Raw genomic sequence first — 20,470 nt, 5'->3', positions numbered from 1 at the left:
ATGGCGGTGCGCGACGCGGAAGCCGGGCTCGCCGGTGCCGTCCTCCCGGCGCTCACCGCCGCGAAGACGCTCGCCGAGAGCCTGCCCGACCTCCTCGTCGAGGCCCGCCGCGTCGCGGCGACGGTGCTGACCGGCTGGCACGGCCGCCGCCGCGCCGGGCCGGGCGAGACCTTCTGGCAGTTCCGCCCGTTCATCGCCGGCGAAGCCGCCGGCCGGATCGACTGGCGCCGTTCGGCGCGCGACGATCATCTCTATGTCCGCGAGCGGGAGTGGGAGGCGACCCACACCGTCTGGCTGTGGGCCGACCTCTCGGCCTCGATGCAGTTCCGCTCGCCGCTCGCCGCCGCGCCGAAGCGGGACCGTGCGCTCGTCCTCCTCCTCGCCATGGCCGACATGCTGTCGGCGGCCGGCGAGCGGGTCGGCTTTCCAGGGCTCACCGACCCGATCCTCGGCCGCAACGCCGCCGAGCGGCTGGCGACCGGCCTCGCCCATGCCGACGAGCGGGTACTGGCCGGCGGTGTGCCGGCCGCCGACCGGATCGGCCGCTTCGCCGACGTGATGCTGTTCGGCGATTTCCTCGATCCGCTCGACGAGATCGAAGCGCGGCTGACGGCGATCGCCCGCGCGGGCGCGACCGGCCATCTCGTCGAGGTGCGCGATCCGGTCGAGGAGACCTTCCCCTTCGCCGGCCGCACAGAATTCCGCGATCCCGAGAGCGGCTTCACCTGGACCGTCGGCCGTGCCGAACGGATCGCCGCCGACTACCGGCAGCGTCTCGCCGCCCGGCGCGAACGGCTCGGCGGGCTCTGCCGGCGTTTCGGCTGGTCCTACATGACCCACCGCACCGACCGGCCGGCCACCGAGCCCCTCCTCGCCCTCTACGCCCGGCTCGCCGAACGGGCCGCTCCCGGAGGCACCGCGTGACCGGCCTGCCGCTCGCCTTCGCCGCCCCGGCCGTGCTCGCCGCGCTCGTCCTCCTGCCGGCGATCTGGTGGCTGTTGCGGCTCACCCCGCCGCGGCCGCGGCTCGAGCGCTTTCCGCCCGCCCGCATCCTCGCCGAGCTCGCGAAGCGCGAGGAGGAGCCGGCGCGCAGCCCCTGGTGGCTCACCGCATTGCGGCTCCTCCTCGCCGCCTTCATCATCCTCGCGCTCGCCGGACCGGTCTGGCGTCCGTCCGACGAGACCGCGCCGGGCGAAGGCCCGCTCCTGATCGTCATCGACAATGGCTGGTCCTCCGCCGCCGGCTGGGCGGGCCGGATCGAGACGGCACGCCGCATCGTCGCGCTCGCCGAGGCCGCCGGCCGGCCGATCGCGCTCGCCGCCAGCGCCGACGGCGCCGACCAGGAGCTCGCGCCCGGCGATGCCGCCGCCGCGCGGGCCCGGCTCGACGCGCTCGCGCCGCGCCCCTATGCGAGCGACCGCGCTGCCCTCGAAGCACCGCTTGCCGCGGCGGCGGGCCGGACGCCGTTCGGCGGGGTGGCCTGGCTCGCCGAGGGGATCGGCGGCGCCGATGCCGAGCGTTTCGCCGCCTTCCTCGGCAGCCGCATCGCCGCGCCGGCGACCGTCTACAGCGATCCCGGCGAGAGGCTCGGCGGCCTGCTGCCGCCCGACTCCTCGGCCGACGCGCTCGCCGTGCCGCTGCTGCGCAACCAGACCGCCGCCGCCGATGCGGGTGTCGTGCGGGCGCTCGACCTGCAGGGCCGCATCGTCGGCGAGGCCGGCTTCTCCTTCCCCGCCGGTGCGGCGACCGCCACCGCGCGCTTCACCCTGCCGGTGGAACTGCGCAACGAGATCGTCCGCCTCGACATGGCCGGAGAGGCGACGGCCGGCGCCGTCCAGCTCGTCGACGAGCGCTTCCGGCGGCGGCGCATCGGCCTGATCTCCGGCGCGTCGAGCGATACCGCACAGCCCCTCCTCTCGCCGCTCTATTACATCGAGCGCGCCGTCGCGCCCTTCGCCGATCCGATCGCCCCGCGCGAGGCGAATGCCGCGGTCGCCATCCCGGAGCTGATCGATGCCGGCGTCTCGGTCATCGCCATGGCCGATATCGGCACGCTGCCGCCCGAGACCGAAGCCCGCGTCGCCGCCTTCGTCCGGGCCGGCGGCACGCTGCTGCGCTTCGCCGGCCCCCGGCTCGCCGGAGCGACCGGCGAGCCGGACGCGCTCGTGCCGGTCCGGCTGCGCGCCGGCGGCCGCGTGCTCGGCGGCAGCCTCTCCTGGCAGACGCCGCAGAAGCTCGCCGCCTTCTCCGCAGCCGGCCCCTTCGCCGGCCTTGCCGTGCCGGACGACGTCGAGGTCACCCGGCAGGTGCTCGCCGAGCCCGACGGCACGCTGCCCGATCGCACCTGGGCGACGCTCGCCGACGGCACGCCGCTCGTCACCGCGGGCCGGCTCGGCTCCGGCTCGATCGTGCTCTTCCACGTCACCGCCGACACCACCTGGTCGAACCTCCCCCTTTCCGGGACCTTCGTCGAGATGCTGCGCCGGATCATCGCCTTCTCGGCCGCCCGCCCGAGCGGCGATGCGCCGGGCGAAGCCGCCGGCGCGCTGCTGCCACCCTTCCGGCTGCTGGACGGCTTCGGCCGCTTCGCCACATCCGACCCCAACGCCCGGCCGCTCGCCGGGGGCGCCGGCCCGATCGCGCCCGGACGGCAGACGCCGCCGGGCCTCTACGGCGCCGAGGACGGCTTCCGCGCCGTCAACCTCCTCGACCGCGATGCCGCCTTCCCGCCTTTCGATGCGCGGGCGCTGGCGGGCGCGACCGTAGCGGCCTATCCGACCACCAAGCCGCGCGATCTCGCGCCGCCGCTGCTCCTCCTCGCCTTCGTCCTTCTCGCCGCCGACGCGCTCGCCGTCATGGCGCTCCAGGGCGGCCTGCGGCTCCGCCGCCGCGCCGCCGCCGCGGCCCTCCTCGGCGGCGCGCTGCTGCTTGCCGCAGCGCCGCCGCCCGCCCTCGCCCAGACGGCGGACCCGGCCGGCGACGCCTTCTTCGTCGAGGCGGCCAACGCCACCCATCTCGCCTATGTGATGACCGGCGATCCGGCTGTCGACGAGATCAGCCGGCAGGGCCTTGCCGGCCTTTCGCGCGTTCTCTCCGAGCGCACCACGCTCGAGCCGGGCGAGCCGATCGGTGTCGATCTCGCCCGTGACGAGCTCGCCTTCTTCCCGCTCCTCTACTGGCCGGTCGACGCCGCGGCGCCGATGCCGGACTCGGCCGCCCTCGCCCGGCTCGGCGCCTATATGAAGGAGGGCGGCTCGGTGCTCTTCGACACGCGCGACCAGATCGACCGGGCCGGAACCGCCTTCGCCGGCACGCCCGCGGCGGAGCGGCTCCGGGCCATGCTGCGCGATCTCGACATCCCGCCCCTCGAGCCGGTGCCGGGCAATCACGTGCTGACCAAGGCCTTCTATCTGCTCGGGGATTTTCCCGGCCGCTATGAGGGCGGACCGCTCTGGGTCGAGGCCTCGGCGGGCGACGAAACGGACCCCGCGACCGCCGACCGGCCGGCCCGGCCCGGCGACGGCGTGTCCTCGGTGCTGATCACCGAGAACGACTTCGCCGCCGCCTGGGCGATGGACGATTCCGGGCAGTGGCTCTACCCGACCGTGCCGCCCGACCCGCGCCAGCGCGAGATGGCGCTGCGCACCGGCGTGAACATCGTGATGTATACCCTCACCGGCAATTACAAGGCCGACCAGGTTCACGTCCCGGCCCTCCTCGAACGGCTCGGCCAGTGAGGCCCGGATGACCTGGTCGATCGCCTTCTCGCCCCTCGTGCCGCTCTGGCTCGTCGCGGCGCTCGCCCTCGTCGCGGCGGCGCTGTTCGGCCTCGCCCTCTCGCGGCGGCAGCGGGGCGGCGTGCTGCGCGGGGTCGCCCTCGGCGCCCTCGCCCTCGCGCTCGCCGGGCCGTCGCTGCTGCGCGAGGACCGCGCGCCCCTGTCGACCATCGTCGCGGTGATCACCGACGAGAGCCCGAGCCAGGGGCTCGACGGGCGGGAAGCCGTGACGGCGCAGATGCGCGACGCGCTCGCCGCGCGCTTCGGCGACCTGCGCGATATCGAGCTGCGCGTCGTGCCGGCCGGCCGGCGTGCGGACGGCGCCATGACCGATGGTACGGAGCTCTTCGAGGCGGCGCGCGCCGCCCTCGCCGATGTGCCGCCCGAGCGGATCGGCGCCGTCGTCATGCTGACCGACGGCCAGGTGCACGACGTGCCGCAGGCGCCCTCCGGCGCGCTGTTCGGCGGGGCGCCGCTGCACGTGCTCCTGTCGGGCCGGGGCGACGAGACCGACCGGCGGATCGTCATCCGCGAGGCGCCGCGCTTCGGCATCGTGGGCGAGGCGCAGACGATCGAATACGCCGTGCTCGACGACGGCGCGCCGCCCGGCGCCCGCGTCGCCGTGACCGTGATGCGCGACGGCGAGCCCTTCGCCGCCGCGACCGTGACCGCCGGCGAGGCCAACCGGCTCACCGTCGACATCGCCCATGGCGGACCGAACATCCTCGAATTCGAGGCCGCGCCGCTCGAGGGCGAGCTGACCCCGGTCAACAACCGCGCCGCCGTGACGATCGAGGGCATCCGCGAGAATCTGCGCGTGCTTCTCGTTTCGGGCGAGCCGCACGCCGGCGAGCGGATCTGGCGCAATCTCCTGAAGTCCGACGCCTCGGTCGATCTCGTCCATTTCACCATCCTGCGCCCGCCGGAGAAGCAGGACGGCACGCCGATCAACGAATTGTCGCTGATCGCCTTCCCGACGCGCGAGCTGTTCTCGGTGAAGATCGACCAGTTCGACCTGATCATCTTCGACCGCTATGCACAGCGCGGCGTGCTGCCGATCCTCTACTTCGACAACATCGCCCGCTATGTGCGCGACGGCGGCGCCGTGCTGGTCGCCTCGGGGCCGGACTATGCCGAGGACGGCAGCCTCTACGACACGCCGCTCTCGGTCGTCCTGCCGGCGGCGCCGACCGGCCGGATCCTCGAAGAGCCGTTCTCGCCCCGCGTCACCGATGTCGGCCGCCGCCATCCGGTGACCCGCGGTCTCGAGGGCGGCGACGCCGACCCGCCGCGCTGGAGCCGCTGGTTCCGGCAGGTCGAGGTCGAGCGGCCGGCCGGCGAAGTGGTGATGTCGGGTGCGGAGAACGATCCCCTCCTCGTGCTCAACCGGGTCGGTGCCGGCCGTGTCGCCCTCCTCCTGTCGGATCACGCCTGGCTGTGGGCGCGCGGCTTCGAGGGCGGCGGCCCGCATGTCGACCTGCTGCGCCGGCTGGCGCACTGGCTGATGAAGGAGCCCGATCTCGAGGAGGAGGCGCTGCGGGCGCGGGCGGCCGGCGACCGGCTCACCGTCGAGCGGCAGACCATGCAGGACGCGGTGGGGCCGGTGACGCTGCGCGCGCCGTCCGGCGCCACCCGCACGCTGACGCTCGCGCCGGCAGGCCCCGGCCTCTTCCGGGCGGACGTGACGGCCGACGAGATCGGCCTGTGGCGCGCCGAGGATGGCGAGCGCCGCGCCTTCGTGCATGTCGGCCCCGCCGATCCGCGCGAATTCACCGAGGTCCGCTCGACGGCGGACAAGCTCGCCCCCGCGGTCGAGGCGACCGGCGGCGGCCTCGCCCGGATGGCGCCGGAGGGCACGCTCGATACGCCGAGGGTGGTCCCGGTGCGCGGCGACGGCCGTGCCATGGCCGGCTCCGGCTGGATCGGCATCCGCACGACCGAGGCGTCGGTTCTGAAGGGCGTGGACCGGCTGCCGCTGTTCTCGGGCTTCCTCGGCCTCGCCCTCCTCATCGGCGCGGTGGCCGCAACCTGGTATCGCGAGGGCCGGTAGCCGGCCTTCAGCCCTCGCCGCGCCAGCGTCGCCATTGCCGCTTCGCCCAGAGCAGGGCGGCAAGAATCGGCCGCTGCAGGAACGGCACGTCCTGGGCAATGAGGATCAGGCCGAGCGGGATCATCCAGAAGCCGAGCACCGGCAGGAAGCCGACGAACCCCGCCGCGATCAGCAGGATCGCGACGGGGAGCCGAACGAGCCGCCAGGATGGATCGCGCAGGGCCCGCACCGGCCGGCCGATCCATGCGGGAAGGCCCTCGATCAGCCCGTCGAGCTCCTCGTTCAGCCGCCTTGCGTCGTTCCGCGCCATCCGCCTTCTCCTCGCCGCGCCCAACGCGGCAGCAGGGAAAACGCTGCTCCGGCTAAGCGCGGGTCGCCATGCCGGACAGCCCGTCGAGAGCACCTTCGACGAGGCCGCAGACGAGCACGCGGGCCGGGTCGGCGGGCGCCGGCAGGGTGATCCGGTAGGGCGCGAGCGGCCGGAAGCCGAACGGCCCGTAATAGGGCTCGTCGCCGACGAGCAGGATGACCTGATGACCGGCGGCGGCCGCCGCGGCGACGGCAGTCCGCATCAGCGCCTTGCCGGCGCCGCGCCCCTTCCACTCCGGCACCACGGCGAGCGGCCCGAGCAGCAGCGCCGGCCGTCCGCCGATGCGGATCGGCGTCAGCCGGACCGAGCCGATCATCCGCTCGCCGGCGAGCGCGACGAAGGAGAGCGCCGCGTCGTGCGCGGTCCCCTCGCGCAGGATCGAGGCGGCGCGGGCGAAGCGGCCCGGCCCGAAGGCGAGCTCGTGCAGGCTGTCGATCGCGGCGGCGTCGACCGGCCGCTCGGCGAGGATATTGTAGGGGTGCTGGATCATGATGGCGCTTCTGTCGGCTGAGCGGGCGTGCGCCGCCGACATGCGCCTCAGACGCCGGCCGGTGCGAACGCGAGAAGGACGGCGCGTGACGTCTCGTCACGACCTTCCCGTCGTCGTCGCAGATCAAGCCGGCGCGCCATGCGTCCGTTCCAGGCTGAAGACCGGCGGCGCAATTATCACGCGGCGGGGGCGCCGTAAAGCACGCTCACCAGACGTCGGAACGCGGCGCCCCGGTGAGCACCTCGTCGAGCCGGCGGCGCGTCGCGGCCGTCGTGTCGGGCGGCAGGGCGTCGGGGGAGAAGAAGCCGGCCTCGACGATCTCGCGGTTGGGGATCGCCGGCGGCCGCTCGATCCGCACGGCGCGGCAGACATAGAGCGCGACATGGTCGCGCGCCCGCCCTTCGCGGCGGTTCCAGTAGAAGCCGAACAGCTCCGCCGGCTGCGAGCGGACGATGCCGCCCTCCTCGGCGAGCTCGCGGTCGAGCGCGGTCGCCGCGCTCTCGCCCGGCTCGACGCCGCCGCCCGGCATGTACCAGCCCGGCACATAGGAATGGCGCACCAGGAAGACGCGGCCGTCCGCGTCGAAGGCGGCGGCGCGCACGCCGAGCGTCATCGCCCGGGTGAGCCGGGCATGGACGAGGACGAGGGGCCGGATGAGTCGCCGCATGGCGGCATGCTAGCGCGTCCCGCCGCGCCGATCAGCCCCGCGACACTTGAAGCGCGGCGGCGGGCCGGCCATGAAGGGGCCTCAACGGAGGAATCGGCATGGCGCAGCCCGACATCGTCTCGATCGGCGAGCCGCTCTTCGAGCTCAACCAGGCGAAGGGCTCCGAGGCCTTCCTGCCCGGCCATGGCGGCGACACCTCGAACTGCGCCATCGCGGCCGCCCGCCAGGGCGCCTCGGTCGGCTATTTCACGGCGGTCGGCGCCGATCCGTTCGGCCAGTCCTTCCTCGATCTCTGGGCGCGCGAGGGCATCGACACCTCGACGGTGAAGCGCGACGGCGGCGCCTATACCGGCCTCTATTTCGTCAGCCACGACGAGAGCGGCCACGTCTTCTCCTATCGCCGCGCCGGGTCGGCGGCGAGCCGGCTCGGCCCGGCCGATCTGCCCGAGGCCTATATCCGCGGCGCGAAGATGCTGCACACCTCGGGCATCAGCCAGGCGATTTCGTCGGGCGCCGCCGATCTCGTCTTCGCCGCGCTCCGCGTCGCGCGGAGCGCCGGGGTCGGCGTGTTCTACGACACCAATCTGCGGCTGCGGCTCTGGCCGATCGACCGGGCACGGGCGACGATCCACGCGGCGGTGGCGATGTCGACCATCGTCAAGACCTCGATCGAGGATGCGCGCGATCTGACCGGGCTCGAGCGGCCGGAGGAGATCGTCGATTTCTACCTGCGCCTCGGCCCCTCGATCGCCATCGTGACGATGGGGCCGGACGGCGCGCTCGTCGCGACCGCCAGGCGGCGCGAGACGGTGCCGGCGATCCGGGTGAAGCCGCTCGATGCGACCGGCGCCGGCGACACCTTCGACGGCGCCTTCATGGCGGAGTATCTGGCGGGCGGCGACCCCTTCGCCGCGGCCCGCTACGCCAATGCCGCCGCCGGCCTGTCGACCGAGGGCTATGGCGCGGTGGCGCCGATGCCGCGGCGCGAATGGGTGCTCGCCGCGCTCGCGCGGGGCTCTTCGTAAGCGCGATGTCTCATGGTGCATGGATCCCGCCTTCGCGGGGATGACGGCCGGAGAGGGTTCGCCGGTCGCCCCGGTCGGAAACGCCCCGGGCACGGAGGCCGGGGCGACGTTTGCTCGGGGCAGGCGGGACGGCCCGTTGCCGGACCGTCCCGTCGCTCTCAGTTCGTCGCGGCGAGCGCGGCGAGGAGTTTCTTCGAATTGTTCTCGAACATCGCGATATAGGTTGCCGCCGGGCCCGAGGGCGGCGACAGCGCGTCGGAGAACAGCTCGCCGCCGGCCTTCAGCCCGGTCTCGCGGGCGATCTGCTCGATCAGCCGCGGATCGGTGATGTTCTCGACGAACAGAGCCGAAATGTGCTCGTCGCGGATCTGCCGGACGATCGCCGCGACATCGGCGGCGGAGGCCTCCGATTCCGTGCTCATGCCCTGCGGGGCGATGAATTCGATGCCATAGGCCTGGCCGAAATAGCCGAAGGCGTCGTGCGAGGTGACGATCCGGCGGCGCTCCTCAGGGATCGCCGCGAACTCGGCCTTCAGCGTCTTGTCGAGCGTCTCCATCGTCGCGATCAGCGCGTCCGCCCGCGTCTTGTACTCGGCGGCATGGTCGGGATCGGCGGCCGACAGGCCGGCGAGGATGTTGCGGGCGTAGATCACGCCGTTCGAGAGGCTCTGCCAGGCGTGCGGATCCTGCGGGCCGTGATCGTGGCCGGCATGCGCGGCGTCGTGATCATGGTCATGATCGTGATCCGCGTGGTCGTGGCCCGCCTCGGCTTCCTCGGCCTCTTCGTGCGCCGCCTCCTCGGGGGTGAAGAGGCGCGGCGTCACGCCTTCCGAGGCGACGATCTCGCGGCCCTTGAAGCCCGAGGCCGAGAGGAGGCGCGGCATGAAACCCTCGAGACCGAGGCCGTTGACCACCACCACATCGGCCGCGCCGAGCGCCTTCGCATCCGCAGGCGTCGGCTCATAGGTGTGCGCGTCGCCGTCGGGGCCGACGAGCACGGTGAGGTCGACGTCGTCGCCGGCGATCTGGTGCACGAGATCGCCGAGGATCGAGAAGCTCGCCACCACTTTCGGCTTCTCGGCCGCCTGCGCGGCGAGCGGCGTGAGCACGAGCGCGGCGGCGAGGAGAGACCGCCGGAATGCCGTCTTCAGCATGGCAGAATCCTTGTTCTGGAGGACTTCAGGCTTCGAGATGCCGCAGACGGAGGGCGCGGGGGACGAGCCCTCCGAAGCGGCCGAAGAGGATCGACAGGACGTAGAGCCCGCCGGCGACGAGGATGATCGAGGGCGAGGCGGGCAGGCCGGCATGGTAGGAAACGACGAGGCCGGCATAGGAGGCGGCGAGGCCGAGCAGTGCCGAAGCGGCGATCCGGCCGGCGATGGACTCGGCCCAGAAGGTCGCGGCCGCCGCCGGCAGGACGATCAGCCCGACCACCATCAGCGTGCCGAGCGCGTTGAAGCCGCCGACGAGATTGAGCACGACGAGCGTCAGGAAGAGGAGGTGGACGATGCCGCCGCCCCCGCCGACCGCGCGCAGAAAGGCCGGGTTGAAACACTCGACGACGAGCGCGCGATAGACGGCGGCGACCGAGAGGAGCGTGACCGTCGCGATCCCCCCGACGAGATAGAGCGCCGCGTCGTCGAGCGCGAGCACATTGCCGAACAGCACGTGCAGCAGGTCGACATTCGAGCCGCGCGTCGAGACGATGGCGACGCCGAGCGCCAGCGAGACGAGATAGAAGGCGGCGAGGCTCGCATCCTCGCGCAGCGGCGTCGCCCGGGCGATCACGCCGGCACCGAGCGCGACGGCGAGCCCGGCGATCGTGCCGCCGATCGTCATCGCGACGAGCGAGAAGCCGGAGAGCAGGAAGCCGATCGCCGCGCCCGGCAGGATGGCGTGCGCCATCACGTCGCCCATCAGGCTCATCCGCCGCAGGATCAGGAAGGTGCCGATCGGCGCGCCGGAGAGCGCGAGGGCGAGACACCCGGCGAGCGCCCGCCGCATGAAGCCGAACTCGACGAAGGGGCCGAAGAGGAGATCCGGAAGGCTCATGCCGCCCTCCCGCAGGCGAGGGCGTCGTCCATGAAGGCCTCGTGCATGGCACGGGCGCGGACGAGATTGTCGGGCGACAGCGCCTCGGCGGTCGGCCCCCAGGCGACCGGCTCGCGGGCGATCAGCAGCGTCTCCGGGATATGGGCGCGGACGAGATCGAAATCGTGCAGGACCGCGACGAGGGTGCGGCCCTCGCCGTGCCAGCGGTGGACGAGCGCCAGAAGGTCCGCCGTCGTCTTCGCGTCGATCGCGGTGAAGGGTTCGTCGAGCAGCAGCAGCCGCGCGTCCTGCACCAGCATGCGGGCGAACAGCGCGCGCTGCATCTGGCCGCCCGACAGCGTGCCGATCGCCCGCCCCTCGAAGCCCGACAGGCCCACCGCGGCGATCGCCGCCTCGGCCTCGGCCCGGCCCTCCCGGCCGATCCGGCGGAAGGCGCCGACGCGGCGCCACAACCCGGTCGCGACCAGATCGGCGACGGTGATCGGGAACGAGCGGTCGAGTTCGCTCGCCTGCGGGAGATAGGCGACGTCGCGCCGGTCGATGCCGGCGAGCTCGATGCGGCCGTCCTCGACACGGATCTCGCCGGTGATACCCTTCAGGAGCGTCGACTTGCCGGCGCCGTTCGGCCCGACGATCGCCGTGAACGAGCCGGGCCGGAAGGTCCCCGAGAGATGATGCACGGCCGGATGCCGCCGGTAGGCGAGCGTGACATTGTCGAGCCGGATGGATGGCGCCTCGTTCATCTCAGCCCACCGCCCAGAGAATGGCGATCCAGACGAGGCCGACGAGCACCGCGGCCACCGCCATGCGATCGAGCGCCGAGGCCGCGAAGGCCGAAAGGCCGGGCCGTTCGCGTGCCGCCGCGGCGCCCGGTCCCGACAGGACGTGCGCGGCATCCTGCGAGCCGGCATGCGCATGCGCCGCCGCACCCGCCTGCGCGGAGCGCCCGGCCGGGCCGTGGGCGTGAACATGGGCATGGGCATGGGCATGGGCATGAGTGTGTGTTTCGGCATGGAGGTGTACGCCCTGCCCTGCCGTCCCGCCGCCCCGCCGGTCCCGCTCGTTCTGTTCTGGTCCGCCCGGCATCGGCCGCTCCGTCTTCGTTGCCGGTGTTATGTTATATCATTTCGAAGAGTGCAAGCCGGGAATGCGCCATGACCGGCGGCCCGGACATTCGGCCGCGGCCGTCCGGGGTCCCGGTTCCGCCGAAAAGCGGAGAAGTCGAAGGACATAGCGGTAAGCCCTTGAAATAGAATAATTTCAAGGTGCAGCCGGCGGCTTGACTCAAGGGTCGGCAGAACCGAAGAGTGACGCGATGCGCGGTGGCACCGCGCTCCTGGACGGCCGGATTTGGACGGCGGGACCTTGAACCTCGCCGAGCGGAGCCACCGATGAGCCCTGTTGTTTCTCCCTGCCGCGGCGGGATCGTCCGATGACGGCGCAGCGTGCCTGCGGCATGGCCTGCCGTTATCTCGACCGCGGGCCGGAAAAGCTCGTGATCGAGGGCTTCCGCCGTTTCATGACCGGCTATGACCGCGAATCGGCGACCTGCTGGGAACTCGCCGCCGAGCTCTATGTCGAGGAGATCGGCGCGTCCGACAGCCCGCGCATCGTCGCCGCGCTCGCCCGCTGGATCGGCGCGCTGCGCAGCCACATGGACCGGCCGGCGACGCTCTCGACCTTCGGCTGCCCGCGGCTCTGCCGCGACGAGTGCTTCGCCGTCTCGATGATCGCCGCCTGCCAGAGCCGCGATGCGGCGAGCCTCGAGGCCGCCCTCGCCGGCCTCGTCCGGCCGGAGGGCGTCGCCGCGGTCCGCGCAGCGGCGAAAGACTTCGCCGCGGCGCTCGCCGAGAGCGGCCATTTCCTCATCCCCGTTCCGGCCGCCGTGATCGGCGACATCGCCAGCCGGCCCGGCCGCGAACGCTTCCATTGATGCCTTCTACCGACCGCCTGGAGAGTCCGATGACCCGCACCCGCCTTCTCGCCGCCGCGGCCGTCGCGGCCCTCACTGCGGCGACGCCCGCTTTCGCCGCCGGCCCCACCGCCTCGGAGGTCGTGACGCAGTATGGCGACATCGCGCTCGCCATGTACAGCGACGCGCTCGCCGGGGCGAAGACGCTCGACGCCGCGGTCGGCGCGCTGATCGCCACGCCTTCGGAAGCGACGCTCGCCGCCGCCCGCAAGGCCTGGATCGACGCCCGCCCCGCCTATCAGCAGACCGAGGGTTTCCGGTTCGGCAATGCGATCGTCGACGATTGGGAGGGCCGGGTGAACGCCTGGCCGCTCGACGAAGGCCTGATCGATTATGTCGACACGGCGAGCTATGGCGACGCCTCGGACGAGAATCCGCTCTATGCGGCGAACGTCATCGCGTCGAAAACGCTGCAGATCGGCCCCGACACGGTCGACGCCTCGACGATCGACGTCGCGCTCATCCGCGACCGGCTGCAGGAGGCACAGGACGTCGAGAGCAATGTCGCGATCGGCTATCACGCCATCGAATTCCTGCTCTGGGGCCAGGATCTCAACGGCACCGGGCCGGGCGCCGGCAACCGGCCCTATACCGATTACGACACGGCGAACTGCACGAACGGCAATTGCGACCGCCGCGGCGCCTATCTGAAGGCGGCGACCGACCTCCTCGTCGCCGATCTCGAGGAGATGGTCGGCAATTGGCAGAAGGACGGCGCGGCGCGCGCGCAGCTCGCCGAGAAGGGCGAGGACGGCGGCATCGCCACGATCCTGACCGGCCTCGGCTCGCTCTCCTATGGCGAGCTCGGCGGCGAGCGCATGAAGCTCGGTCTCCTGCTGCACGATCCCGAGGAGGAGCACGACTGCTTCTCCGACAACACCCACAACAGCCACTATTACGACATCGTCGGCATGTCGGAGATCTGGCACGGCAAATACACCCGCGCCGACGGCACGGTGCTCGAAGGGCCGTCGATCGCCGCCTATGCCGCGGCGAAGGACGAGGCGGCGGCGAAGCGCGTCGACGCGGCGATCGCCGCCACCCTCGCCAAGGCGCAGGTCATGAAGGACCGTGCCGATTCCGGCGTCGAGGCCTATGATCAGATGATCGGACCCGACAATCCGGAGGGCAACAAGGTGGTCGAGGACGTCATCGACGGTCTGGTCGGGCAGACCCGCGCCATCGAGGCGGTGGTCGCCTCGCTCGGTGTCGAGATCACCGTCGAGGGCTCCGACAGCCTCGACAATCCGGCCGCCGTCGGCGCGCCGTAACGACGGGCATTGTGAGCCTCACCCGCCGCGCGCTGCTCGGCGCGGCGGCCGCTCTCGGCGGGGCGGCCGCCTTCGGCCGGCCCGCGCCGGCGGCGCCGGCGGAGCTGCCGCCGCCCGTTGCTCCGGTCGCCGAGCGTATCGTCGAGCGCACCCTCGTCGCCGCCGAACGGCCCGGCACCCTGCCCTGCCTGCCCGGCCGATCCCTGCCGCTGTGGACCTTCGGGCCGCGGCCGGAGGATTCGGTGATCCGGCTGCGGCGCGGCGAGCGCCTCGTCGCCCATGTCTCGAACCGGCTCACCCGGCCCGGTGAGCACATCTCGATCCACTGGCACGGCATCCGCCTGCCGAACGACCAGGACGGCGTCCCCTACCTGACCCAGCAGCCGATCGAACCGGGCGGCGACCACAGCTATTCCTTCGTGCCGCCCGACACCGGCACCTTCTTCTTCCACACCCATTGCAACACGGTCGAACAGCTCGGCCGCGGCCTCGCCGGCATCCTGATCGTCGAGGGCGACGAGACGGAGCCCTATGACGCCGACGAGATCGTCGCGCTGCGCGACTGGCGGATCGCCGACGACGGCTCCTTCCTGCCCTTCCTGACGCCCGAGGGCGCCGGCAAGGCGGGCAGCTTCGGCACGATCCGCAGCGTCAACGGCGCCGCCGACCCGGACATCGCCGTTCCGGCCTCCGCCGATGTGCGGCTGCGGGTGCTGAACATCGACCCCACCCGGATCGTCGAGATCGGCATCGAGGGCGCCGAAGCCGCCGTGGTGGCGATCGACGGCCTCGCCTGCCCGCCCTTCCCCTTGCGCTCCTGGCGGATGGGCCCGGCGATGCGGGCCGATCTCGTCGTCCGCACCCCGCGGGATGGCGGTGCGGCGACGCTCGTCGATTATTTCTCGGCCGCCCCCGTGCCGCTCGCCCGGCTGGTAGCGGGCGGGCCGGACCGGCGGACGGGCGCTTTCGACCCCGCGCCGCTCCGCCGGGCCGCGATCGCGCCGCCCGTGCTCGAGGGCGCCGAGCGGCTGCCCTTCGTCTTCTCGGCGACCGCGACGGGCGCCGCGGTGGCCGCGCTCGCCGACGATCCGGACGGTCCGCCGCTCGGCTCGCTCTGCCTCTCCGCCGGCTCGTTCTGGGCGATCAACAAGCAGGCCTGGCCGGCCGACGGCCACACCCGCCTGCCGCCGCCGCTCGCCCTGCTCGAGCGCGGCCGCACCTACCGCTTCGAACTGCAGAACGTCACGCCGCGCATGCACCCGATCCACATTCACGGCCATTCCTTCACCGTGCTCGGCTCCAACAAGCGCAGCCTGCCGCCGCACATCGCCGACACCGTGCTCCTCCTGCCCAAGGAGCGGCTCGACGTCGCCTTCGTCGCCGACAATCCCGGCGCCTGGATGTTCCACTGCCACATCATCGAGCATCAGGAGACCGGCATGATGGGCTATGTCCGGGTCGCCTGAGGCCGGCCGCCGGCGCAATTCCGCGGGCCGGCTCGCCGCCCTCCTCCTCGCCCTCGCCGCCGTCCCCGCCGCCGCGGACGGGCTCGAGCATGCGCTCGGCAAGGCGCTGTTCGAGCGCAACTGGGTCGCCGCCCCCGCCTCGACGGATGCCGCCGACGGGCTCGGCCCGCTCTTCGCCGAACGGAGCTGCGCCGCCTGCCATTCGGGGCCGGCCGAGGCGGCGCGTCTCGTCGCCGGGCCGAACGGCGCGACGCATATGCGCGGCTTCATCCTGCGGCTCGGCGACGGCAATGGCGCGACCGATCCGGTCTATGGCCGGCAGATCCAGCCGCGCGCCGTGCAGGGTGTCCGCTCGGAAGGCCGCGTGACGCTGACGGCCGATGGCGCCGGCCCGATCGCGGTCGATTTCGAGCCGGCGCGCGGGCCTCTCGCGCCGGCGATCCATGTCGGGCTGCGGCAGGCGCCCTCGCTGCGCACCGCAGCGGCGATCGCCGCGGTCGACGAGGCGGCGATCCGCGCCCATGCCGACCCGCACGACCGCGACGGCGACGGCATCGCCGGCCGGGTACGCGAGACCGCCGACGGCCGCGCCGGCCGGTTCGGCTGGAAGGCGGCCTTCGCCGATCTCGACGGACAGATCGCCGACGCCTTCGCCTTCGACATGGGCCTGTCGAGCCCCCGCGCGCCGCTGCCGCACGGCGACTGCACGGCGGCCGAGCCCGATTGCCTCGCCGCCCCGACCGGGGAGAGCGCCGCCTTCGACGGGCGGGAGATCTCGGCCGAGATGCTGCGCCTCGTCTCGGCCTATGTCGCCGGGCTGAAGCCACCCGCGCCGAGGCCGGACGCGGCCGGCGCGGCGCTCTTCGCGTCGACCGGCTGCAGCGCCTGTCACGTGCCGGCGATGCCGTCGAAGGACGGTCCGGTTCTCATCTACTCCGACCTCCTGCTCCACCACCTCGGCGCTGGTCTCAATGACGGCGTAGGCGAACCGGGCGCCGCCGCCGCGGAATGGCGCACGGCCCCGCTCATCGCCCTCTCGGCGCGTCTCGCCGGCGGTGGCCGTCTGCTGCACGACGGTCGGGCGGCCGACGCCGATGCGGCAATCCGCGCCCATGGCGGCGAAGCCGAAGCGGCCCGTTCGCGCTATCTAGACCTCTCCGCGGCCGACCGCGCCGCGCTCGCCCGCTTCGTGGAGGGCCTGTGATGCGCCGTCTCGCCCTTGCCGCCGTCCTCGTCCTCGCCGCCCTGCCGGCGCGCGCGCAGGAGGGCGGACCGCCGCCCCCGCCGCCCGACGCGGCGGCGCTGCGCGCGGTCGCGGCGCGGGCCGTCGACGGCTACATCCTGCCCGGCTATGCGGCGCTCGACGCGGCGGCGAAGGAGGCGGCGCGGACGATCGGCGCGGAATGCACCGCACCCTCGGCCGACCAGCCCGCGGTCTTCGCGGCGACCTTCCGCGACCTTCTCGCCGCCTGGGCGGCCGTCGACTTCCTGCGCTTCGGACCGATGGCGGAGAACGGCCGGCTGGAGCGCTTCGCCTTCTGGCCCGACCCGCACGGCACCGGCACGCGGCAGCTCCGCCGCATGCTCGCCGATCCCGATCCGGCGCTGCTCGCGCCCGGCGCGCTCGCCCGCCAGAGCGCGGCCGTGCAGGGCCTGCCGGCGCTCGAAGGCCTGCTCTTCGCGGGCGACGGACCGATCGGCGGGACGGAGCCGAAGGCGCGTTTCCGCTGCGATCTCGCGGTCGCCGTCGCCGGCAATCTCGAGACGATCGCCGCCGAGGCCGTCGCCGGCTGGCAGGGACCGGACGGCTTCGCCGCCGTGATGACCGCGCCGGGGCCGGACAACCGGGTCTATCGCGATCCGCTCGAGCCGGTGACCGAGATCCTGAAGGCGGTCCTGCTCGGCCTCGAACAGGTGCGCGACCAGCGGCTCACCCCGGCGCTCGGCGCCGACGCCGCATCCGCCAAGCCGTCCCGTGCGCCCTATGGCCGCTCGGGCGCGACGCTCGCCTATCTCGCCGCCTCGACCGCGGCGATCGACCGGCTGGCGCAGCAATCCGGCCTGCTCGGCCTCGCCCCGCCGGCCTGGAAGACGCTGCCGAACGCAGCGCATTTCGAAACCGGCAATGTCGTCGAGGTGTTCGAGACGGCGCCGGCGCTCGATACGGCGCTGACCGAGCCGAAGGCACGCGGCAAGCTCGAATACGCCCGCGTGGTGCTCAAGGGGCTCGAGGAACTCTATCAGGTGCAGTTCGCAGGGGCGGCGGGTCTCTCGCCGGGGTTCAATGCGCTCGATGGCGATTGACCGCCGCCGCCTGCTCGGCCTCGGCGCCGGTGCGCTCGCCGGCCTCGTCGCGCCGGCCCGTTTCGCGCAGGCCGCGGTGAAGGCCGAGGGCGGCGCGGTGTTCGTCACCGCCGCGGCGGTCGGCCCCGACGCCTACGCCGCCCTTCTGGTCTCCGAGGACGGGACGATCCTCGCCACCATCCCGCTCGAGGCACGGGCGCACGACGTGGCGATCGACCCCGAACGCCGCCGCGTCGTCGTGTTCGCCCGCCGTCCCGGCCGTTTCGCGGTCGTCATCGACCTCGCGGCGCACGCGCCGGTCTCCGTGATCGTGCCGCCCGCCGAACGGCACTTCTTCGGCCACGGCGTCTTCTCGCCGGACGGAAGGCTGCTCTACGCGACGGAGAACGATTTTTCCGGCGGCGGGGCGCGCGGCGTCGTCGCCGTCTACGACGCCTCGGGCGGCTTCGCCCGGCTCGGCGAGTTCGCCACGCACGGCGTCGACGCGCACGAGGTCATCCTCGCCCCCGATGGCCGCACGCTCGTCGTGGCGAATGGCGGCATCGTCACCCACCCGGACTACGGCCGCGAAAAGATCGATCTCGAGGCGATGAACTCGTCGCTGGTGCGGATCGACCGGGAAACCGGCGATCTCGTCCATCAGACCCGGCTCGACCGGTCGCTGCAGCGGCTCTCGATCCGTCATGCGGTGCACGATGCCGAGGGTGCGCTGTGGTTCGGCTGCCAGTGGGAGGGCGACCCCTACGAGCCGCCGCTGCTCGTCGGCCGGCTCGACCCATCCGGCGCCGCGACGCTGCTGCCGATGGCGGACGAGGATCTCGTCGGCGCCCGCAACTATATCGGTGGGCTCGCCGCGAGCCGCGACGGACGGCTGATCGCGGCCTCGGCGCCGCGCGGCGGGGCGATCCTCCTCTTCGACGCGGCGACCGGCACCTATCTCCGCGCGGCGCCGCTCGCCGATGGCTGCGGCGTCGCCGGGGCGACGGCAAGCGCCTTCCTCGCCTCGTCGGGCGGCGGCGCATTGCTGCGGATCGACGCGGCCGAGGATGTCGACGCCGGGCGCGCTCCGGTGAAATTCGACAATCACATGCAGCGCGTCTGACGCCGGCCCGGCTTGTCAGGCTCGCCGGGCTGGCGATAGGGTCTGCGCCGTCGCCCGTCCGGGCGACGTTCCATGACAGACAGAACAACCCGCCCGGCGGGAGGGAGGCGACGATGCCCGAAGCGACGTCCATTGAAATGCGCCAGGTCGGCCGTACCGGCTTCATGCTGCCGTCCTTCGGCCTCGGCACCGCGACCCTCGGCGGCGCCCCGGAAGCGATTCCCGAGGCCGAGGCGCGCGGCATCGTCGAGGCGGCCTGGTCGGCCGGCATCCGCTATGTCGACACCGCGCCCTTCTACGGCCACGGCAAGGCGGAGCGCGTCGTCGGCGACGTGCTGCGCGGCAAGGAGGGCTGGCTGCTCTCGACCAAGGCCGGCCGCGTGCTCGTTCCGCGCCACACGCCCTGGGACCCGAACGGCCAGTGGAAGGAGCCGCTGCCCTTCGACCCGGTCTACGACTATTCCTATGACGGCATCATGCGGTCCTTCGAGGCGAGCCTGCACCGTCTCGGGCTCGACCACATCGACGTGCTGCTGATGCACGACATCGGCCCGGTCACCCATGGCGAGGAAGGGAACGCCCGCCATTTCAAGATCGCCATGGACGGCGGCTACAAGGCGATGGCCGAGCTGCGTTCGTCGGGCGCCGTCAAGGCGATCGGCCTCGGCGTCAACGAATGGGAAGTGATCGCGGAGGCGCTCAAGCACGGAGAGTGGGACATCTCGCTGCTCGCCGGGCGCTACACGCTCCTCGAGCAGGATCCGCTCCACACGCTCTTCCCCGCGGCCGAGAAGATGGGCATGACGATCATCGTCGGCGGCCCGTTCAACTCCGGCGTGCTGGTCGGCCGCGACAGCTGGAACTATTCCCGCGCGCCGCAGGCGGTGCTCGACCGGGCGAAGGCGCTCGGCCGCGTCTGCGACGCGCACAACGTGCCGCTGCCGGCGGCGGCGCTCGCCTTCCCGCTCGCCCACCCGCTCGTCACGAGCATCATCCCGGGGCCGCGCACCGTCGCCGAGTTCGAGCAGGTGCTCGGCTGGTGGAACACGCCGGTGCCCGTCGGCCTGTGGTCGGATCTCAAGGCCGAAGGCCTCGTCGACGCGGCGGCCCCCGTTCCCGCCGCCTGAGCCCCCGAGCGGGCGCTGTGATCGCCTTCACAGCGCCCTCTTTCCGCCCCGAGGCCGCCGCACTATTCTCTCCGCCAGGAGGCGCATCGCCTCCCCCGGCTATCTGGGGACGGAGGGAAATCCCATGCTGAAGAACATCGTCGTTGTGGGTGTGCTCGCGCTCGGTGTCGCGGGCTGCAGCACGGCGCAGAAGGATCGCGCCGCGGCCGGCGCGCTGATCGGCGGCATCTCGGGCACCGTCGTCGGCGCCGCGGTCTCCGGCAATGTCGGCGGCGCGCTGATCGGCGGCGGCGTCGGTGCGGCGGCCGGCGCGGCGATCGGCGCCGCAACGGCGCACTGATCGACGGAAATCGCCTGCGCTCTGCAGGTGCACCGAACGGGCGGGGAACCTAATCCGCAGAGCCGTGTTGTCGGCACGTCGCCTCAGGCGATCGCGGTTAGGAGCCCCAGGGGGGCCTCACAGGAGGGAATGATGAAGAAGTTCGCAATCGTCGCGGCTGCTCTCGTCGCCGGTGGCCTGCTCGCCGGCTGCACCGGCTCGCGCACCGGAGACGGCGCGCTGATCGGTGGTGCCACGGGCGCGGCCGTCGGTGCGGTCGCGACCGGCAGCACCGGTGGCGCGCTGGTCGGCGCGGGCGTGGGTGCCGTCGCGGGCGCCATCATCGCCGACTCGACCGGCCGCTGCTACTACCGCAATCGCTACGGCGAGCGCGTTTACACCCGCTGCCGCTGAGCGCCGGGAGACTTTGGAAAACGGCCGGTGCCTCGCACCGGCCGTTTTCTTTTGGGCGGGCCCGA

20 protein-coding genes are annotated in these 20,470 nt (G+C 72.9%); 13 read left to right on the top strand and 7 right to left on the bottom strand.

All coding sequences use genetic code 11. The annotated features are described in order from the left end of the window. Genes GGQ63_RS09245 through GGQ63_RS09235 form a run of 3 tightly spaced genes read left to right on the top strand, consistent with a single transcriptional unit; the run spans nucleotide 1 to nucleotide 5,826 of the window. Nucleotides 1-924 (top strand): DUF58 domain-containing protein, encoded by a 924-nt coding sequence (locus tag GGQ63_RS09245; RefSeq protein ID WP_183854949.1) that lies wholly within the window; start codon nucleotides 1-3, stop codon nucleotides 922-924. Further along, nucleotides 921-3,737: a DUF4159 domain-containing protein gene (locus GGQ63_RS09240; RefSeq protein WP_183854947.1), complete on the top strand. Its 2,817-nt coding sequence runs from the start codon at nucleotides 921-923 to the stop codon at nucleotides 3,735-3,737. Before GGQ63_RS09245 ends, GGQ63_RS09240 begins: the two co-directional genes overlap by 4 nt. A gap of 7 nt (nucleotides 3,738-3,744) precedes the next feature. Beyond that, the gene (locus GGQ63_RS09235; protein WP_183854945.1) at nucleotides 3,745-5,826 is read left to right on the top strand and encodes a hypothetical protein; all 2,082 of its coding nucleotides are present in this window, start codon (nucleotides 3,745-3,747) and stop codon (nucleotides 5,824-5,826) included. Nucleotides 5,827-5,833: 7 nt separating this feature from the next. On the opposite strand, the gene GGQ63_RS09230 is transcribed toward GGQ63_RS09235, so the two are convergent. The 3 genes from GGQ63_RS09230 to GGQ63_RS09220 all read right to left on the bottom strand — a co-directional run bounded on the left by GGQ63_RS09230 (nucleotide 5,834) and on the right by GGQ63_RS09220 (nucleotide 7,353). Then, complete coding sequence (locus GGQ63_RS09230) at nucleotides 5,834-6,136, bottom strand: hypothetical protein (protein ID WP_183854943.1); 303 nt, start codon at nucleotides 6,134-6,136, stop codon at nucleotides 5,834-5,836. Between the two features lie 52 nt (nucleotides 6,137-6,188). Beyond that, the gene (locus GGQ63_RS09225) at nucleotides 6,189-6,686 is read right to left on the bottom strand and encodes a GNAT family N-acetyltransferase (RefSeq protein ID WP_183854941.1); all 498 of its coding nucleotides are present in this window, start codon (nucleotides 6,684-6,686) and stop codon (nucleotides 6,189-6,191) included. A gap of 205 nt (nucleotides 6,687-6,891) precedes the next feature. Next, complete coding sequence (locus tag GGQ63_RS09220) at nucleotides 6,892-7,353, bottom strand: NUDIX domain-containing protein (protein ID WP_183854939.1); 462 nt, start codon at nucleotides 7,351-7,353, stop codon at nucleotides 6,892-6,894. 98 nt (nucleotides 7,354-7,451) lie between these two features. Between GGQ63_RS09220 and GGQ63_RS09215 the strand changes: the two genes are divergently transcribed. Next, on the top strand, nucleotides 7,452-8,378 hold the full coding sequence (locus GGQ63_RS09215) for a sugar kinase (RefSeq protein ID WP_183854937.1): 927 nt from the start codon (nucleotides 7,452-7,454) through the stop codon (nucleotides 8,376-8,378). A gap of 158 nt (nucleotides 8,379-8,536) precedes the next feature. Here GGQ63_RS09215 and GGQ63_RS09210 read toward each other — a convergent pair whose 3' ends face one another. The 4 genes from GGQ63_RS09210 to GGQ63_RS09195 are packed head-to-tail and all read right to left on the bottom strand — an operon-like array spanning nucleotide 8,537 to nucleotide 11,516. After that, on the bottom strand, nucleotides 8,537-9,532 hold the full coding sequence (locus tag GGQ63_RS09210; protein ID WP_183854935.1) for a metal ABC transporter substrate-binding protein: 996 nt from the start codon (nucleotides 9,530-9,532) through the stop codon (nucleotides 8,537-8,539). Nucleotides 9,533-9,557: 25 nt separating this feature from the next. Further along, on the bottom strand, nucleotides 9,558-10,430 hold the full coding sequence (locus GGQ63_RS09205; protein WP_183854933.1) for a metal ABC transporter permease: 873 nt from the start codon (nucleotides 10,428-10,430) through the stop codon (nucleotides 9,558-9,560). Further along, nucleotides 10,427-11,173: a zinc ABC transporter ATP-binding protein AztA gene (gene aztA, locus GGQ63_RS09200; protein ID WP_183854931.1), complete on the bottom strand. Its 747-nt coding sequence runs from the start codon at nucleotides 11,171-11,173 to the stop codon at nucleotides 10,427-10,429. Before aztA ends, GGQ63_RS09205 begins: the two co-directional genes overlap by 4 nt. A 1-nt stretch (nucleotide 11,174) precedes the next feature. Beyond that, the gene (locus tag GGQ63_RS09195; protein WP_183854928.1) at nucleotides 11,175-11,516 is read right to left on the bottom strand and encodes a hypothetical protein; all 342 of its coding nucleotides are present in this window, start codon (nucleotides 11,514-11,516) and stop codon (nucleotides 11,175-11,177) included. Between the two features lie 346 nt (nucleotides 11,517-11,862). Between GGQ63_RS09195 and GGQ63_RS09190 the strand changes: the two genes are divergently transcribed. The 9 genes from GGQ63_RS09190 to GGQ63_RS09150 all read left to right on the top strand — a co-directional run bounded on the left by GGQ63_RS09190 (nucleotide 11,863) and on the right by GGQ63_RS09150 (nucleotide 20,405). Then, nucleotides 11,863-12,363, top strand: a complete 501-nt coding sequence (locus GGQ63_RS09190) for a hypothetical protein (protein ID WP_183854926.1) — start codon at nucleotides 11,863-11,865, stop codon at nucleotides 12,361-12,363. Nucleotides 12,364-12,392: 29 nt separating this feature from the next. Beyond that, nucleotides 12,393-13,673, top strand: coding sequence for an imelysin family protein (locus GGQ63_RS09185; protein ID WP_183854924.1), 1,281 nt, complete (start codon nucleotides 12,393-12,395; stop codon nucleotides 13,671-13,673). Nucleotides 13,674-13,684: 11 nt separating this feature from the next. Next, nucleotides 13,685-15,139, top strand: a complete 1,455-nt coding sequence (locus GGQ63_RS09180) for a multicopper oxidase domain-containing protein (RefSeq protein ID WP_183854922.1) — start codon at nucleotides 13,685-13,687, stop codon at nucleotides 15,137-15,139. Further along, entirely contained in the window at nucleotides 15,123-16,343 is a 1,221-nt protein-coding gene (locus GGQ63_RS09175) for a di-heme oxidoredictase family protein (RefSeq protein ID WP_183854919.1), read from the top strand. Before GGQ63_RS09180 ends, GGQ63_RS09175 begins: the two co-directional genes overlap by 17 nt. After that, nucleotides 16,343-17,443, top strand: coding sequence for an imelysin family protein (locus GGQ63_RS09170; RefSeq protein WP_183854917.1), 1,101 nt, complete (start codon nucleotides 16,343-16,345; stop codon nucleotides 17,441-17,443). The genes GGQ63_RS09175 and GGQ63_RS09170 overlap by 1 nt, the downstream gene beginning before the upstream one ends. Next, nucleotides 17,433-18,545, top strand: coding sequence for a DUF1513 domain-containing protein (locus tag GGQ63_RS09165; protein WP_183854915.1), 1,113 nt, complete (start codon nucleotides 17,433-17,435; stop codon nucleotides 18,543-18,545). Before GGQ63_RS09170 ends, GGQ63_RS09165 begins: the two co-directional genes overlap by 11 nt. 113 nt (nucleotides 18,546-18,658) lie before the next feature. Next, nucleotides 18,659-19,672 (top strand): aldo/keto reductase, encoded by a 1,014-nt coding sequence (locus tag GGQ63_RS09160; RefSeq protein ID WP_183854912.1) that lies wholly within the window; start codon nucleotides 18,659-18,661, stop codon nucleotides 19,670-19,672. A 124-nt stretch (nucleotides 19,673-19,796) separates the two neighbouring features. Then, entirely contained in the window at nucleotides 19,797-20,012 is a 216-nt protein-coding gene (locus tag GGQ63_RS09155) for a hypothetical protein (protein WP_183854910.1), read from the top strand. A 132-nt stretch (nucleotides 20,013-20,144) separates the two neighbouring features. Then, nucleotides 20,145-20,405, top strand: a complete 261-nt coding sequence (locus tag GGQ63_RS09150) for a glycine zipper domain-containing protein (RefSeq protein WP_183854907.1) — start codon at nucleotides 20,145-20,147, stop codon at nucleotides 20,403-20,405. Nucleotides 20,406-20,470: the final 65 nt, after the last annotated feature.

The organism is Prosthecomicrobium pneumaticum (assembly GCF_014199915.1).
Taxonomy (GTDB): domain Bacteria; phylum Pseudomonadota; class Alphaproteobacteria; order Rhizobiales; family Kaistiaceae; genus Prosthecomicrobium; species Prosthecomicrobium pneumaticum.
This window is presented reverse-complemented; position numbering and strand designations above follow the sequence as displayed.

Coding starts and splice junctions, on each gene's coding strand:
- GGQ63_RS09245 (WP_183854949.1), top strand. CDS start 1: ATGGCGGTGCGCGACGCGGAAGCCGGGCTCGCCGGTGCCGTCCTCCCG.
- GGQ63_RS09235 (WP_183854945.1), top strand. CDS start 3,745: ATGACCTGGTCGATCGCCTTCTCGCCCCTCGTGCCGCTCTGGCTCGTC.
- GGQ63_RS09230 (WP_183854943.1), bottom strand. CDS start 6,136: ATGGCGCGGAACGACGCAAGGCGGCTGAACGAGGAGCTCGACGGGCTG.
- GGQ63_RS09225 (WP_183854941.1), bottom strand. CDS start 6,686: ATGATCCAGCACCCCTACAATATCCTCGCCGAGCGGCCGGTCGACGCC.
- GGQ63_RS09220 (WP_183854939.1), bottom strand. CDS start 7,353: ATGCGGCGACTCATCCGGCCCCTCGTCCTCGTCCATGCCCGGCTCACC.
- GGQ63_RS09215 (WP_183854937.1), top strand. CDS start 7,452: ATGGCGCAGCCCGACATCGTCTCGATCGGCGAGCCGCTCTTCGAGCTC.
- GGQ63_RS09210 (WP_183854935.1), bottom strand. CDS start 9,532: ATGCTGAAGACGGCATTCCGGCGGTCTCTCCTCGCCGCCGCGCTCGTG.
- GGQ63_RS09205 (WP_183854933.1), bottom strand. CDS start 10,430: ATGAGCCTTCCGGATCTCCTCTTCGGCCCCTTCGTCGAGTTCGGCTTC.
- aztA (WP_183854931.1), bottom strand. CDS start 11,173: ATGAACGAGGCGCCATCCATCCGGCTCGACAATGTCACGCTCGCCTAC.
- GGQ63_RS09195 (WP_183854928.1), bottom strand. CDS start 11,516: ATGCCGGGCGGACCAGAACAGAACGAGCGGGACCGGCGGGGCGGCGGG.
- GGQ63_RS09190 (WP_183854926.1), top strand. CDS start 11,863: ATGACGGCGCAGCGTGCCTGCGGCATGGCCTGCCGTTATCTCGACCGC.
- GGQ63_RS09185 (WP_183854924.1), top strand. CDS start 12,393: ATGACCCGCACCCGCCTTCTCGCCGCCGCGGCCGTCGCGGCCCTCACT.
- GGQ63_RS09175 (WP_183854919.1), top strand. CDS start 15,123: ATGTCCGGGTCGCCTGAGGCCGGCCGCCGGCGCAATTCCGCGGGCCGG.
- GGQ63_RS09170 (WP_183854917.1), top strand. CDS start 16,343: ATGCGCCGTCTCGCCCTTGCCGCCGTCCTCGTCCTCGCCGCCCTGCCG.
- GGQ63_RS09165 (WP_183854915.1), top strand. CDS start 17,433: ATGGCGATTGACCGCCGCCGCCTGCTCGGCCTCGGCGCCGGTGCGCTC.
- GGQ63_RS09160 (WP_183854912.1), top strand. CDS start 18,659: ATGCCCGAAGCGACGTCCATTGAAATGCGCCAGGTCGGCCGTACCGGC.
- GGQ63_RS09155 (WP_183854910.1), top strand. CDS start 19,797: ATGCTGAAGAACATCGTCGTTGTGGGTGTGCTCGCGCTCGGTGTCGCG.
- GGQ63_RS09150 (WP_183854907.1), top strand. CDS start 20,145: ATGAAGAAGTTCGCAATCGTCGCGGCTGCTCTCGTCGCCGGTGGCCTG.